This window comes from Geitlerinema sp. CS-897 (genome assembly GCF_028368005.1).
In the GTDB taxonomy this organism is placed as follows: Bacteria; Cyanobacteriota; Cyanobacteriia; order Cyanobacteriales; family Geitlerinemataceae; genus Baaleninema; species Baaleninema simplex.
The window spans coordinates 1-12,298 of record NZ_JAQNCQ010000362.1; the positions used below are offsets into that span (position 1 = coordinate 1).

Sequence of the window (12,298 nt, forward strand, 5' to 3'; positions counted from 1 at the left end):
CGTCAACGCCCTTAAAGGGGTATCGAGTCGCCGATACGGACAAGCTGGGTTGCCCAAGCCCTACCAAAAAGATGCCTTGTGGAGTCCGAGTTATTTCGCGTCGTCCCTAGGCGGCGCACCTCTTGAGATTCTCAGGCAATACATCGAGAACCAAGAAAAGCCGTCCTAGAAGGACGGGGTTTTAGACCCAAAATTTTCGATAATTGAGAATTTCTTACCTTCTCCCCCACTCCCTTGCTACCCCTATCCCGGTTGGGGGCGGTGCGTGACGCGGTAACATCCCATTGACCTGACTTCGACACCATTTTCTACCCGCGTCACAGCACCCTACCGTTATCAATTATCAATTCCTTCGCCATGACTTCAAACAAACTGCGATCGCCGAAATTGCTCAACCACTCCCCTGCCAATCTCTCGATCCGTCTGATGTGGGTGGGGGTCGGCATTACCGCCGTTTTTATCCTCATCGCTGGTTTGGCTCCACTGTTTCAGGCGTGGGGATGGATTCAAAGTCCGACTGAACTGTTAAGCAATCCCATCCATCATCCCCCTTCCGCCGAACATTGGTTCGGAACGACGCGACAAGGCTACGATGTCTTTTCCCGTACCCTGTTCGGCAGTCAGGCGGCGTTGAAAGTGGTGGTTCTCGCCACGTTGATGAGTCTTCTCATCGGCGTTCCCTTGGGGTTAGCAAGTGGCTATTTAGGCGGAACCCTCGATCGCCTGCTGTTATTTTTAATGGACGCCATTTATACGCTTCCGGGGCTGCTGCTGTCGATTACCCTGGCGTTTGTCGTCGGACGCGGTCTCGTCAACGCGGCGATCGCTCTCAGTATCGCCTACATTCCCCAGTATTACCGCATTGTCCGCAACCACACCGTCAGCATCAAAACCGAACTCTACGTTGAAGCCGCTCAAGCCATGGGAGCCTCGACTTGGCACGTTTTATCTCGCTATCTCTTCGCCAACGCCATCCAAAGCGTTCCCGTGTTGTTTACCCTCAACGCCGCCGACGCCATTTTGATTTTGGGAAGTTTGGGATTTTTGGGGTTGGGACTTCCCGAAACTACGCCTGAATGGGGAAACGATTTGCGACAAGCTCTCGAAGCCTTACCGACGGGGATTTGGTGGACGGCGTTTTTCCCCGGTATGACGATGACGCTGATGGTGGTGGGTTTATCGATGTTGGGGGAAGGTCTCAACGAATTCGTCAACCCCAAGCTTCGACAAAACCGTTAGTCGAGCGGTGTCGGGGTTCGCAATCTTGGCGAAACTGGGTTTGAGTTGTTTGAGTCGGTGGCAAATTTCGAGAAACTCCGTTTCGATGAGATGGTGATTTTCCGCAGTTAAGGGGGGAACGTGGACGAACAGTCCCACCGTCGGGAGGTGGTGCGATCGAATTTCCGATAAAAGGCGATAGTAGAGGTCGTTACAGACGAAATCTCCGGCATCGTAACTCACGTCCGTTATCGAGAGTCCCGACACCAACGACGGTACGTCTACCGCAGTTTGACAAATCGACGACTCCTGCTTGGCTTGCACTTCTACCGTGAGGGTCGATCGCGATTCCGCCATGCCACAACAGACTATCCAGCGAGGGCGAAACCGATGCAAGCGATCGAGGACGATCGCCGAGGCAATTTGGGTATCGACGCGCAAACGACGCACCAACAAGGACGACGGCGGCAGGCGATCGAGCTGATGTAACGCCGCCAACAGTTCGTCGCTGGAGTTGGTGGTCTGCTGAGGCAACCAAGTATCGAAGGAGGTGAAGGCAAAATCATAATCCATAGCCAACGTTCGCACCACTGGCAAAACGATCGTCGATCCTTAGTATTTTCACCGATTTTTCAATTTACTTCCGCGATCGAGGCTGCAAAAATGTTAGGATTCGGTGAATTTTGCGGGTTCGACTTCGCCTTCTGACAGCACCCCGACGATGGCCTCCACGCTGCGCTCGTGCCACGCCATCATCCCATGAGGGAAGACGTTGACGCGTACCGTTTTCCCCACGGGTAAACAGCAACTTCTCGCCGGAACGATGATGAAATCCCAAGGCGTCCATATCGAGACGGTTGTGGCGCGATCGAGCAATTCCACATCTCGATTCAAATCTTCTAACAACGGACTCCCCGGACGCATATCTAAGGCTGTGGTTCTTGGAAAGCCGTAAGCCGTCCAAGTGCCGAAATGAGGCGAGGCGATCGCGACGAACCGCCGTAGGCGATCGAGTCCTCCCAATCGTTGCAAGTAGTACCGACTGACGATCCCTCCCATACTCAACCCCACCAAATCGAAGGGTTCGCCGTCGTCAAAGTGGGTTTCGATGTGGGTTTGAAGTTGTTCGGCGACTTCCGTTAAACTCAACGCCCCAAACTGATGGTACAAATCGGGAGCTGTAACGTGATATCCCAGTTTTTTCAACCGAGACGCCAGTTTGCGGAAAACCCGCGACTGTCGGAAAATGCCGTGAACTAAAACCACTCGTTTCATTGATGTTTCGGCGAGAAAGAGCAGGGAAGAGGGGGAGAAGGGTAGAGGGGGAGAGGGGGAGAAGGGGAGAGGAGGGGATGTGGTGAAGACTTTTTGAAACCCAGCTTATCGGAAAAGGATGGAGTATCAGACGGCTTGCAGTAGAAAAAATGCGGCGGCGGCGGTGCCGACGGGAACGCTGAAGTTATCGAAACCCCAGTTTGAGAAGGATTCTAATCCCGTGGCGATCGCAGCCACAATCACCGATATCCATAAAATATGTCCGATCGCACCATCAGAGGCGGACAACACGAGCGTACTGACGAGATAGCTTACACCGAACATCGTCAACGTTCCTTCGATGCTTTTTTTCATCCCGAAGATGCGATAGGGATGCTTGCCGAAATTTTGACCCACGAGGGCAGCGAGTCCGTCTCCCCACGCCATGACGAGAATGCCCAACGCCGCGTAATAGGGTTGTTGGATTTCCCAAAACCAGCCGATGAGAACGCCGATACTGACGGCGTAGAAAAAGGTACCCAAGCTGTGGCGTCCGACGCTGTTAATCCCCGGAAAAATCGGCAGCCAGTAAGAGAGTAGGGCGATCGCTCCGGCAACGATAGCAGCTCCAACCCCCACCCACGCGGGAATTCCGAAAATCCAGGCCAGTAAAATCACGTTTCCCGTCCCGATGTGAACGATTTTTCGGGTGACTTCCGAGGTGGTGTGTTTGAACTGGTAGAGGCTTTCGGCGACGGTGAGAACTAGCCCCAACCAGCCTAAGACGAGTCCTCCTGAGAGCCAAAGGGGAATGCTGAGTTCGGAAAAGCCGATATCTGCTGCCATTACTGCTATCAATTTTGCGATCGCGCCGTGTCAATATTGTTAATGTAGACGATCGCGAGTCGCCCCCCAACTCGATCTCAATGATTAATCAAGTCTTCAAAGCGTTGTTTCTGGCTCTAATTCGAGCCTATCGCCTGTTAATCTCCCCGTGGACGATGCCGTCGTGTCGGTTTCGTCCCACCTGTTCTCAATACGCGATCGAGGCGATCGAACGGTTTGGGGCGTGGCGTGGTGGTTGGCTGGCAGTGCGTCGCGTGTTACGCTGTCATCCCTTCCACCCCGGCGGCTACGATCCCGTCCCCCCCCTCGACGGCGACGAATCCTGTCAGCATTAAGCGAGTCTGGGTTTCAGCCTCCGCTCTTCTCTCCCTCTCTCTCTCCCAGAACCGAACCCATCTCGGAAAAAACGTTTCCTTGTCAGGTTTGTCAACGTGAGACGTTCCGTTACAACTTGTAACTGTGCTAAGTTTTATGACGAACCGCACAGAGGAGAACGTCTATGGATTCGCTAATTCCCGAGTCGATTAAGCCCTGGTTGAATTTCGGGCATCCGCTATTGATGTGGGTACTGCTCGGTCTAGCACTTTATGCGGGCTACACGGGGATGAAAGTTCGCAAAACCCGGTCGGCAACGGGTGAAGAAAAGAAAGAATTGGTACAAGGGCAATTTCGCACCAAACACTTTCAAATCGGCTCGTTGCTGTTAGCTGGGATGGTACTCGGAACCATCGGTGGTATGTCAGTGACATACATTAACAACGGCAAATTGTTCGTCGGCCCTCACCTGATCGTCGGGTTAGGAATGACTGGATTAATTGCTGTTTCTGCTTCTCTCGCACCCGTCATGCAAAAAGGCAAAGACTGGGCGCGATATACGCACATTGCCGCGAATACTCTCCTGGTTGGCTTGTTTGCGTGGCAAGCTGTCACGGGAATGGACATTGTCAAACGCATTCTCGACAACTTTTAGCGCACGAAGTCGAACGCAACATCTAATAAGGGTAAAGAGAGCGATCGGGACGAAACAGCCCCAGCGATACTTTACTGTAAATTAGGATTAGAACTGACAATTGGGATAAGTTGAGAACGATTGTAAGTCGTCAGATCGAACCGTTACGATCGCAATTTGGAACGAAACAAGAAAGCCCGACTTTGTTAGAAAAGTCGGGCTTTTTACGGTCAACCCAAATCAAACTCAATTCCGATCGAGCTAACTGGCGGCGGCTTCTACAACAGGCGTACAGTAAAAGCTCGTGCGAACTTTGCGGAGTTTTCGATAGGTTTTGAGGGCGTCTTGACCGAGTGTAGCGTGAAAGTCCTCTTGAACTTTATGGGTCAGACGACGGGATACTTGTTTGACGATTTCAGCGATTAAGCGATCGCCGGTTTTTTGGATTAAAGCTGGAGACAACGCCAAGATAAATTTCGGAAAGCCAACCCCTACAGCGAGGTCGAGTTGCCACTCAACACGGGTAATCTCGCGATCGTGGGGGTTTTGGGGATCGCGGGGAACGCTCGAGAGGATTTGACGAGCTTTAAATTCGACTTCGTAACCGGGCGCCGTGTAATCGGGAATGGGGATGGTTTCGATGTCGTAAATGCGATCGTGTTGGGGAACGAGTTCCAAGCCGATCTTCGGTTCGACGTGATAGCCTAAAGCACCAAAGCGTCCGATGGTGAGCGCGTAACCGTTGCGTCCGAGCGCGTTGACTTGCATCGGTGCAGCACAGCGACGAAACCAACCCTGGTGAGCGTCTAAATAATTGGCGACGGTGTCGGCGTCGGCGTACATTTCCATAACCCCAGTAAACTGGCTGCGGAACCAGAACAGGCGATCGCTCTCGAGTGAAACTGTAGCTGCATCCCCGACATCGAGGGCGGTAGCAGTAAGACTGCCAAATTGCTGCTCGTTAATAGACGACTGCATAGTCGATGCTTCCTTGCGTGCTGAGTTGGCGTACCTAGACTTTAGAATAAGTCCCTCCTATTTCTAGGTTACTCGCTCGATCGAGCGATGCAATGAGTGTATTCTCGGAAATTTTAGCAAATGGAGTTGCCGAGCCTCCGTACCTGCACCGCACTCGCGATACTGGTTTCACAGCAGTTTATCGAACTCGTAAATCCACAATAAAACCGTCAAGTTGTCAACCGAGCGATCGCGCGAATTTCTGTAAAGAAAACTACAGCAATCTCGAGTTTTTTAAAGACTCGATGAAGAACTTCAACTCGCCGGTTCCGCAATTTTAGCAACGCGATCGCACCCGAGATCGCCCCGGTCGGTCCGAGCAACAAGTGACGAAAATCGCAGTAAAATGACGACGTGAGGTCATTTCGCCCGACGAACCCATGAAAGCATTTGTCGCAGGAGCCACCGGAGAAACCGGACGCCGCATCGTAGCCGAACTCGTCCAGCGAGACGTTCCCGTTCGCGCCCTCGTCCGCAACCTCGAACGCGCTCGAGACCTTCTCCCTCCCCAAGCCGAACTCGTCACGGGAGACGTTCTCCAACCCGACACCCTCCCCGACGCTATCGGCGACAGCACGGTAGTTTTCTGTGCCACCGGTGCCAAACCGAGTCTCGATCCTACCAGTCCCTACAAAGTCGATAACGAAGGAACGAAACACCTCGTCGATGCGTCCCGAGACCAAGGCATTCAACAGTTCGTTCTCGTCAGTTCCCTGTGCGTGTCCCAGTTTTTCCATCCCCTCAACCTGTTCTGGCTGGTGTTGTACTGGAAAAAACAAGCCGAAGAATACCTGCAAAAAAGCGGTTTGACGTATACGATCGTGCGTCCGGGGGGATTGAAAAACGAAGACAGTTCCGCCCCGATCGTCATGCGATCGGCCGACAGTCTGTTCGATGGGAGCATTCCTCGCTCGAAAGTCGCTCGCGTCTGTGTCGAAGCAGTGTTTTGTCCCGACGCTCGCAATAAAATTGTCGAGATCGTCGCCAAGGCCGACGCCCCGAAAACTGAAATCGCACAACTGTTCGCAGGCGTTGGCTGACGTCTCAAATCAGGGAGAAACAACCGTGTTGGTCAATCGATTCGTACCGTGGAGTCTCGCGACCCTCATCGCGGCCGGAACCGTCAACTCGACGATCTCGACGGCGATCGACCCACCTCGTATCCTCGCCATTACCGAACGCCTCGACCTTCCACTCCAACGGGAGCCGGGAGAGTCTTACGTTCAAATGTTACAACGGGCTGAAGACCTCGCTCAACGGGAGGTTCAACGACTGTTCGACACTGACATCGTTGTCAGTGACGTATCGGTCGTCGTCATGGGGGAAAATAACGGTCTCGTCGCGCCCCTGCTCTCGATCGACGTGCGCCGCGATCGCTGGCGACAAGACCCAGACGTCACCCGTTGGGCGCGATACTATCCCAACACGCGCGACCTCCTCGGTTTCAACACCATCCCCGCCGAACCGCCGCCGGGCGAGGAGCCGGTTCTCGGTACCGGAGACGTACAGGTCACGTTACGCTGGGACACCACCGACGATCTCGATCTCGCCGTCACCGATCCCGAGGGGAACACGGCATTTTTTGCCAATCCCTCGGTAGCTTCGGGGGGACAGCTCGACGTAGACTCGAACGCCGGATGTATGGATTCCACCTCGAACCCGGTCGAAAACGTCTTTTGGCCGACTGGGGGCGCTCCAGAGGGGGAATATGTGGTGTCGGTGACACTGTTTATCCGCTGCGCGGCGTCTTCGGAACCGATTTCGTTTGAGCTGACGATTTTGACTCAGGGGGAAACGCGCACGGAAACGGGAACGGTGAGCGATGCCGAACCCACAATTACGTTCCCGTTTTCGCTGCCATAGATCGGGTTGGCACTGTAGGACAACTGCTATTAAAGGCTAATCACACTAAATGTAGGGGCGCGGTGGGCGTTGCCCACGCTACGATTGGGGTCAAGGCGTCAGCCAAATCGCCCTTCCACGTAATCGCGGGTGCTGGAGTTCGCCGCGCAGGTAAAGATCTGCACGGTCGGCCCGAATTCGACCAGTCGTCCGATGCGGCTTTCGTCCGTGTTGAAAAATGCAGTGTAGTCCGAGACTCGAGACGCTTGCTGCATATTGTGAGTCACGATGACGATGGTATATCGCGATCGCAACTGTCGCAGCAACTCCTCGATTTTCATCGTTGAAATCGGATCGAGAGCCGAACAGGGTTCGTCCATTAACAGCACTTCCGGCTCGATCGCTAACGCTCGAGCGATACAGAGTCGCTGCTGTTGTCCTCCCGACAGCCCCAACGCCGATTTTTTCAAATCTTCTTTGACTTCGTCCCACAACACCGCTCGACGCAGGGCAGACTCGACGATTTCGTCGAGGTGAACTCGCGACCGGCCCAACCGCCGCACGCCGTAAGCGACGTTGTCGTAAATACTAATGGGGAAGGGATTCGGACGTTGAAACACCATCCCAATATGGCGGCGCAGTCGGTTGACGTTGACGCGGCGATCGTAGATATCTTGTCCGAAAAAGCGCACCGACCCCGCAACGTTGACGTTCCCTTCAATTTCGCCGATGCGGTTGAGGGCTTTGAGAAAGGTCGATTTCCCACATCCCGAGGAGCCGATAACTGCCGTGATGTGGTGTTGGTAAATGTCGATCGAAATGTCTTCGAGGACTTTTCGGCGACCGTAATGAAAGTGTAAGTTCTGCACTTCGATCGCCGTCGAGGGAGGCGGCTCGGACAATTCTATCGAAACGTCGCGTATTTCCGGTTCTAGGGTGCGATCGTAGGGAGTTCGTTCTTCAGATGCCATCGTCAGCGTGTGAATTCAGACGTATTACTTCAAATGCTTGCGCGTAACTTGTCGCGAAATGGTGTTCACGAGCAACACGATCGCCAACAATACGAACGCCGCCGTCCAAGCCAGAGCGTTCTGCTCGCGATAGGGTGAATCGGCGTAGTTGAAAATCAACACTGACAACGAAGGCGTGGGACTCAACAGCCCTTGCGGCCAGTTTTGACTCGACAACGCAGTAAAAATCAGTGGGGCTGTTTCTCCAGCCGCTCGGGAAACGGCCAGAAGAACCCCCGTGACGATCGCGGGCAGTGCGTTGGGAATCACCGCGCGAAAAGTGGTACTAAAGCGCCCTTCTCCCAATCCCGCCGACGCGAGACGGTAGGTATCGGGAACGAGTTTGAGGGCTTCCTCGGTGGTGAGCGTCACGATGGGTAGCATAATGACCCCTAACGCAAACCCACCGGCTAGGGCAGAAAACTGTTTCGTCGCTAAAACGATGGTGGCGTAGGCGAACACCCCCACCACGATCGAAGGGACGCTGCTGAGAATTTTGACCGCAAAACGAATCCCGTTGGCGATCGCCGTTCCTCCGGCAAATTCCGAGAGAAAAATTCCCGTCATCACCCCAAACGGCACGCTAACAGAAGCCCCGACACCCACCATCATCATCGTGCCGAGAATGGCGTTGGCGAAGCCGTTCGGCTGGTCTTCCATCCCCACCGGCGCCGGAAGCGAAACCAACACCTCTAGGCTTAAATGCTGCAATCCCTGACTGACGATCTGCCAAAATATGGCGAACAAGGGCAGTAGTGCGACGACGGTTAATCCCAGAGCGATCGCGGTCGTTCCGTATTCAAACAACCGACGCGGTAGCGATAGCGGCTGTTGTAAGTCGAGATCGGGGAGTTCCCGGTCGGATAATTCCAGGTCTGTACGGTCGAAATGAGTCATCGTTTCAACAGTTATCGAACGATCGCCCGGCGACTGACCCACTGCACCAACACCACGGCGATGACGTTGACGACGAGCGTTAAGCCAAACAAAATCAACGCTAAATACATCAACGCGCCGATGTGAATCGGTTTGAGTGCCTCGGCGAACTGGTTGGCTAAAATTGCAGGGATCGTGTATCCCGAATCGAGCAGCGACGGACTGATGCGGACGGCGTTTCCAATCACCATCGTCACGGCCATCGTTTCCCCCAAGGCACGACCCAACGCCAGGACGATCGCGCCGATGATGCCCGCACTCCCGGCAGGGAGTAACGTTCGGACGATCGTTTCCCAGCGTGTCGCCCCGAGCGATCGCGAGGCGCTTCGCAATTCTGGGGGAATCGCCAACAGAACATCTCTCGAAATTGCCGCGATCGTCGGCAAAATCATGATGGCTAATAACACTCCCGCCGCCAACAGTCCCGGTCCGAAGGGTTCGCTCCCAAATAGGGGAATCCAACCCAGGGTTGCGTGCAACCACCGCTGTAGCGGCATCAGAAAGGGGACGAGGACGAAAATGCCCCACAGTCCGATGATGACGCTGGGAATGGCGGCGATCAGTTCGATGAGAAAGGCTACGGGCGATCGCACCCATTGAGGCAGAATGGTTTCGCTGGTCACGATCGCCACGGCCAAACCGAAAGGAACCGCCAGCAACAGCGCGATCGCAGAGGTGACGAGGGTTCCGTACACGAAGGGCAGCGCCCCGAATACTTCCCGCGTCGAACTCCACTCCCGGCCCCATAAAAATTCCAGTCCGAATTCTGCGATCGCCGGTCGTGCGTCTTGGTAAACGACGCGAGCGATCCAAAAGAGCGTTCCGGCGCTCAGGAGAGCGCAACCCCAGGCGAGAAGGACGAAGGCCGTTTCGAGCCAACGGGTTTTGCCGTCAGGTTGAGTGAGATCGAGGGGACGAGAGAGGGTTTCGGAGGTAGGCGATCGACTCGGTATCATCTTCTTGATTGAAACGGTTGAGGGACACCTCGTTGGAGAGATGTCCCCGAAAGCCCCATGAAATCTCAAATTCCATCGAGGGGAACGACCGCGATTTAGCGGCTCGCCGTCGCGTTAATGCCGTTGGTTACAGCAGAGATCGCGGCTTGCGCGACCGAACCGGGAATGCGGGTGTATTGCAGTTCGCCGTTGATGTCTTGGCCGTCGTTTAAAATCCACTGGACGATGGTTTGGATGGCTGCGGCTTTTTCGGCGTCCTCGTAGTTTTCCTTGAGCATCAACCAAGTCACACCGACGATGGGGTAGCCTTCGCTGGGATCTTCTAAGCCTTGAGGAATGAAGCGATTGTTCGCCGTGGAAAATTCCATGTTTTCTAACGCGCGATCGGCGTTGGCCACGGGAATCGGCGCGACGAACTCACCGGAGGCGTTTTCGAGGAGAGCGTACTGCATATTGTTTTCAGCGGCGTAGCTGGCTTGAACGTAACCGACCGCACCTTCGTTTTGTTGGACGAGTGCGGCGACGCCGGAGTTACCGCGACCCCCTTGGACGTTCGCTGCCGAAGGCCACTCGTCGGGACTCTTCGTCGCGACGAAGTCACCGCTCAACGCGGCCAGGTGGCGGGTAAAGATAAAGGTGGTGCCGCTACCGTCGGCGCGAACGCTAACCCGAATCGGTTTGTCGGGGAGGCTGACGCCGGGATTTGCTGCGGCTAACGCGGGGTCGTTCCAACGGGAAATTTCCCCAGAGAAGATTTTGGGCAATACGTCCCGCGATAGGTTCAAGTTCTCGATGCCGGGAAGGTTGTAAACCACGGCTACAGCACCGCCAGCGGTCGGAATTAAGATTAAGCCGTCTTCCATTTGAGCGATTTCTTCCTCGCTCGGTGGTGCGTCGGTGCCGCCAAAGTCGGTGGTTCCTGCGATAAACTGGCGGATTCCGCCGCCGCTACCGATCGCTTCGTAGTTGACTTGAAGGCCCGTTTGGGTTTGGATTTCGGAAAAATAGCGATCGTAGAGAGGTTTGGGGAAAGATGCCCCCGCTCCGTTGAGGGTTACGGCTTGAGCGATCGACCCGACGGACATGGCAAGCGTCGCGGCTGAAACGGTAACGACGCGACGCCAAACTGCGGTAGAAAAAATCATGTTATTTCTGTCCTCACATTCTGGAGATTCGAGCGAGTTGGGGCTGAATGTGGTTCACAATAAAGGACAGGATTTAACGGAGTGTAAGCCTAATATTAATATTAGTTTAACCAAAGGTTTGATTTGGGTTAAGTAATTTTGCGTACGTTTTTTTTGCGTACGATTATTTTGGCTCTTCTGACCTTGGTGTGTAGGGTAAATGCTTGTAGCCTTTATCTGGTAAGGGATTTCTCGATTTGAGCTGCCTTTTTATACGGTTTAGCAAAAACTCTTATACTGTAAGGGTTTCAGCGATTTCTTGCATAGTAAGTTCGGAAGAGCCATTATTTTACTGTTTTGAAAACTCGATTTTCAGTAAAATTCTGAGTTCTCGACAATTTCAGTGTTTTGGGAACCATCATTTTTTTTCGTTCTTGTCAATTCTCTAAAGAATTTGTAAATTAACCTGTAGCTCAATGTTATAAATTGCGATCGACGGCTTTTACAACCCTCAGATCGCCCTTGGTTTCTGTACCTGACTCTTTAGAAATTCAACTCCTAGAATTAAATCGCGCGATCGCCTTTCGAGAGACATCGAAAACCTCACCCCCTCTCCTATGAACTGGAAACTGTCCGAACGGGAATCCGAGCGGGAGTCTCGACCCGACGAAACCCCCCTCATCGACTGGCATCGGGTCGCGAGCGTTTGCTGGACTCCCGTTCGTAAACTCTCGAGGATTCAGACCCCAAAACCCCTCAAACAAGCCCTTCTCAGCGTTCCGAAGCCCGTGCGCTGGGCGCTCTTTCGACCATTGCTCGTTGTCGCCGTCGCCTGCCACTATTGGCTGTTAACGTTACCCTCGCCGAGCGATCGCGCCACTGAAACCCCAACCGTTGAAGACACAGAAGAGAGCCTCGAAGAAGAAGCCGTCCGCATTACGCAACTGCAAACCACGCAGCCGGAAACTCCACCCCCCGAATCTCCCCCCACCGAATCCCCCGCGATCGCACCGCCACCCGATCCCGAACCCACCACCGCAGACACGCTACCGAGCTTGCAACCCTCCCCCACGCCCACCCCAACGGCGGCTCCGACCACCATGCCAACCCCCAACCCGACTTCGACATCTGAGGAGACGCCAAATC

General features: G+C 54.1%; 14 protein-coding genes and 1 pseudogene. 7 read left to right on the forward strand and 8 right to left on the reverse strand.

All coding sequences use genetic code 11. The features are described from left to right. Together POG22_RS22960 and POG22_RS22965 are read left to right on the forward strand one after the other, a co-directional pair. A partial coding sequence (locus POG22_RS22960; protein ID WP_498907268.1) for an IS200/IS605 family transposase occupies nucleotides 1-169 on the forward strand: 169 nt, incomplete at its 5' end. A gap of 188 nt (nucleotides 170-357) precedes the next feature. Continuing rightward, the gene (locus tag POG22_RS22965; protein ID WP_063716939.1) at nucleotides 358-1,239 is read left to right on the forward strand and encodes an ABC transporter permease; all 882 of its coding nucleotides are present in this window, start codon (nucleotides 358-360) and stop codon (nucleotides 1,237-1,239) included. Here POG22_RS22965 and POG22_RS22970 read toward each other — a convergent pair. The 3 genes from POG22_RS22970 to POG22_RS22980 all read right to left on the reverse strand — a co-directional run bounded on the left by POG22_RS22970 (nucleotide 1,177) and on the right by POG22_RS22980 (nucleotide 3,318). Next, complete coding sequence (locus POG22_RS22970; protein ID WP_063716940.1) at nucleotides 1,177-1,791, reverse strand: pyroglutamyl-peptidase I family protein; 615 nt, start codon at nucleotides 1,789-1,791, stop codon at nucleotides 1,177-1,179. The genes POG22_RS22965 and POG22_RS22970 overlap by 63 nt on opposite strands. Nucleotides 1,792-1,884: 93 nt before the next feature. Beyond that, the gene (locus POG22_RS22975) at nucleotides 1,885-2,493 is read right to left on the reverse strand and encodes an esterase/lipase family protein (RefSeq protein WP_063716941.1); all 609 of its coding nucleotides are present in this window, start codon (nucleotides 2,491-2,493) and stop codon (nucleotides 1,885-1,887) included. A 126-nt stretch (nucleotides 2,494-2,619) separates the two neighbouring features. Then, entirely contained in the window at nucleotides 2,620-3,318 is a 699-nt protein-coding gene (locus POG22_RS22980; protein ID WP_017663685.1) for a diacylglycerol/polyprenol kinase family protein, read from the reverse strand. Nucleotides 3,319-3,398: 80 nt separating this feature from the next. On the opposite strand from POG22_RS22980, the gene yidD reads away from it, so the two are divergent. After that, nucleotides 3,399-3,653, forward strand: coding sequence for a membrane protein insertion efficiency factor YidD (gene yidD / locus POG22_RS22985; RefSeq protein WP_017663686.1), 255 nt, complete (start codon nucleotides 3,399-3,401; stop codon nucleotides 3,651-3,653). Nucleotides 3,654-3,817: 164 nt separating this feature from the next. Beyond that, on the forward strand, nucleotides 3,818-4,288 hold the full coding sequence (locus POG22_RS22990; protein WP_498907263.1) for a DUF4079 domain-containing protein: 471 nt from the start codon (nucleotides 3,818-3,820) through the stop codon (nucleotides 4,286-4,288). 240 nt (nucleotides 4,289-4,528) lie between these two features. Here the strand turns inward: POG22_RS22990 and POG22_RS22995 are convergent, their stop codons facing one another. Then, nucleotides 4,529-5,245, reverse strand: coding sequence for a DUF1997 domain-containing protein (locus POG22_RS22995; protein WP_051044250.1), 717 nt, complete (start codon nucleotides 5,243-5,245; stop codon nucleotides 4,529-4,531). Nucleotides 5,246-5,664: 419 nt separating this feature from the next. On the opposite strand from POG22_RS22995, the gene POG22_RS23000 reads away from it, so the two are divergent. Beyond that, a complete protein-coding gene (locus POG22_RS23000; RefSeq protein WP_063716944.1) occupies nucleotides 5,665-6,324 on the forward strand; it encodes an NAD(P)H-binding protein in 660 nt (219 codons plus the stop codon). 25 nt (nucleotides 6,325-6,349) lie between these two features. After that, nucleotides 6,350-7,147 (forward strand): DUF2135 domain-containing protein, encoded by a 798-nt coding sequence (locus POG22_RS23005; protein ID WP_498907264.1) that lies wholly within the window; start codon nucleotides 6,350-6,352, stop codon nucleotides 7,145-7,147. Between the two features lie 98 nt (nucleotides 7,148-7,245). Here the strand turns inward: POG22_RS23005 and pstB are convergent, their stop codons facing one another. From pstB to pstS, 4 genes are all read right to left on the reverse strand, one after another. Next, on the reverse strand, nucleotides 7,246-8,097 hold the full coding sequence (gene pstB / locus POG22_RS23010) for a phosphate ABC transporter ATP-binding protein PstB (protein WP_498907265.1): 852 nt from the start codon (nucleotides 8,095-8,097) through the stop codon (nucleotides 7,246-7,248). Nucleotides 8,098-8,121: 24 nt separating this feature from the next. Next, entirely contained in the window at nucleotides 8,122-9,033 is a 912-nt protein-coding gene (gene pstA, locus POG22_RS23015; protein ID WP_063716946.1) for a phosphate ABC transporter permease PstA, read from the reverse strand. 11 nt (nucleotides 9,034-9,044) lie between these two features. After that, nucleotides 9,045-10,028: a phosphate ABC transporter permease subunit PstC gene (gene pstC / locus POG22_RS23020; protein WP_498907266.1), complete on the reverse strand. Its 984-nt coding sequence runs from the start codon at nucleotides 10,026-10,028 to the stop codon at nucleotides 9,045-9,047. Nucleotides 10,029-10,123: 95 nt separating this feature from the next. Beyond that, nucleotides 10,124-11,173 (reverse strand): phosphate ABC transporter substrate-binding protein PstS, encoded by a 1,050-nt coding sequence (pstS, locus tag POG22_RS23025; protein ID WP_498907267.1) that lies wholly within the window; start codon nucleotides 11,171-11,173, stop codon nucleotides 10,124-10,126. A 596-nt stretch (nucleotides 11,174-11,769) separates the two neighbouring features. On the opposite strand from pstS, the pseudogene POG22_RS23030 reads away from it, so the two are divergent. Then, nucleotides 11,770-12,298 (forward strand): annotated as a pseudogene (locus POG22_RS23030) (hypothetical protein); the annotation flags it as partial.

Excerpts from the sequence above, each read along its gene's own strand:
- POG22_RS22965 (WP_063716939.1), top strand. The coding sequence starts at position 358 with ATGACTTCAAACAAACTGCGATCGCCGAAATTGCTCAACCACTCCCCT.
- POG22_RS22980 (WP_017663685.1), bottom strand. The coding sequence starts at position 3,318 with ATGGCAGCAGATATCGGCTTTTCCGAACTCAGCATTCCCCTTTGGCTC.
- POG22_RS22990 (WP_498907263.1), top strand. The coding sequence starts at position 3,818 with ATGGATTCGCTAATTCCCGAGTCGATTAAGCCCTGGTTGAATTTCGGG.
- POG22_RS22970 (WP_063716940.1), bottom strand. The coding sequence starts at position 1,791 with ATGGATTATGATTTTGCCTTCACCTCCTTCGATACTTGGTTGCCTCAG.
- POG22_RS22995 (WP_051044250.1), bottom strand. The coding sequence starts at position 5,245 with ATGCAGTCGTCTATTAACGAGCAGCAATTTGGCAGTCTTACTGCTACC.
- POG22_RS23000 (WP_063716944.1), top strand. The coding sequence starts at position 5,665 with ATGAAAGCATTTGTCGCAGGAGCCACCGGAGAAACCGGACGCCGCATC.
- pstB (WP_498907265.1), bottom strand. The coding sequence starts at position 8,097 with ATGGCATCTGAAGAACGAACTCCCTACGATCGCACCCTAGAACCGGAA.
- pstA (WP_063716946.1), bottom strand. The coding sequence starts at position 9,033 with ATGACTCATTTCGACCGTACAGACCTGGAATTATCCGACCGGGAACTC.
- pstS (WP_498907267.1), bottom strand. The coding sequence starts at position 11,173 with ATGATTTTTTCTACCGCAGTTTGGCGTCGCGTCGTTACCGTTTCAGCC.
- pstC (WP_498907266.1), bottom strand. The coding sequence starts at position 10,028 with ATGATACCGAGTCGATCGCCTACCTCCGAAACCCTCTCTCGTCCCCTC.
- POG22_RS22975 (WP_063716941.1), bottom strand. The coding sequence starts at position 2,493 with ATGAAACGAGTGGTTTTAGTTCACGGCATTTTCCGACAGTCGCGGGTT.
- yidD (WP_017663686.1), top strand. The coding sequence starts at position 3,399 with ATGATTAATCAAGTCTTCAAAGCGTTGTTTCTGGCTCTAATTCGAGCC.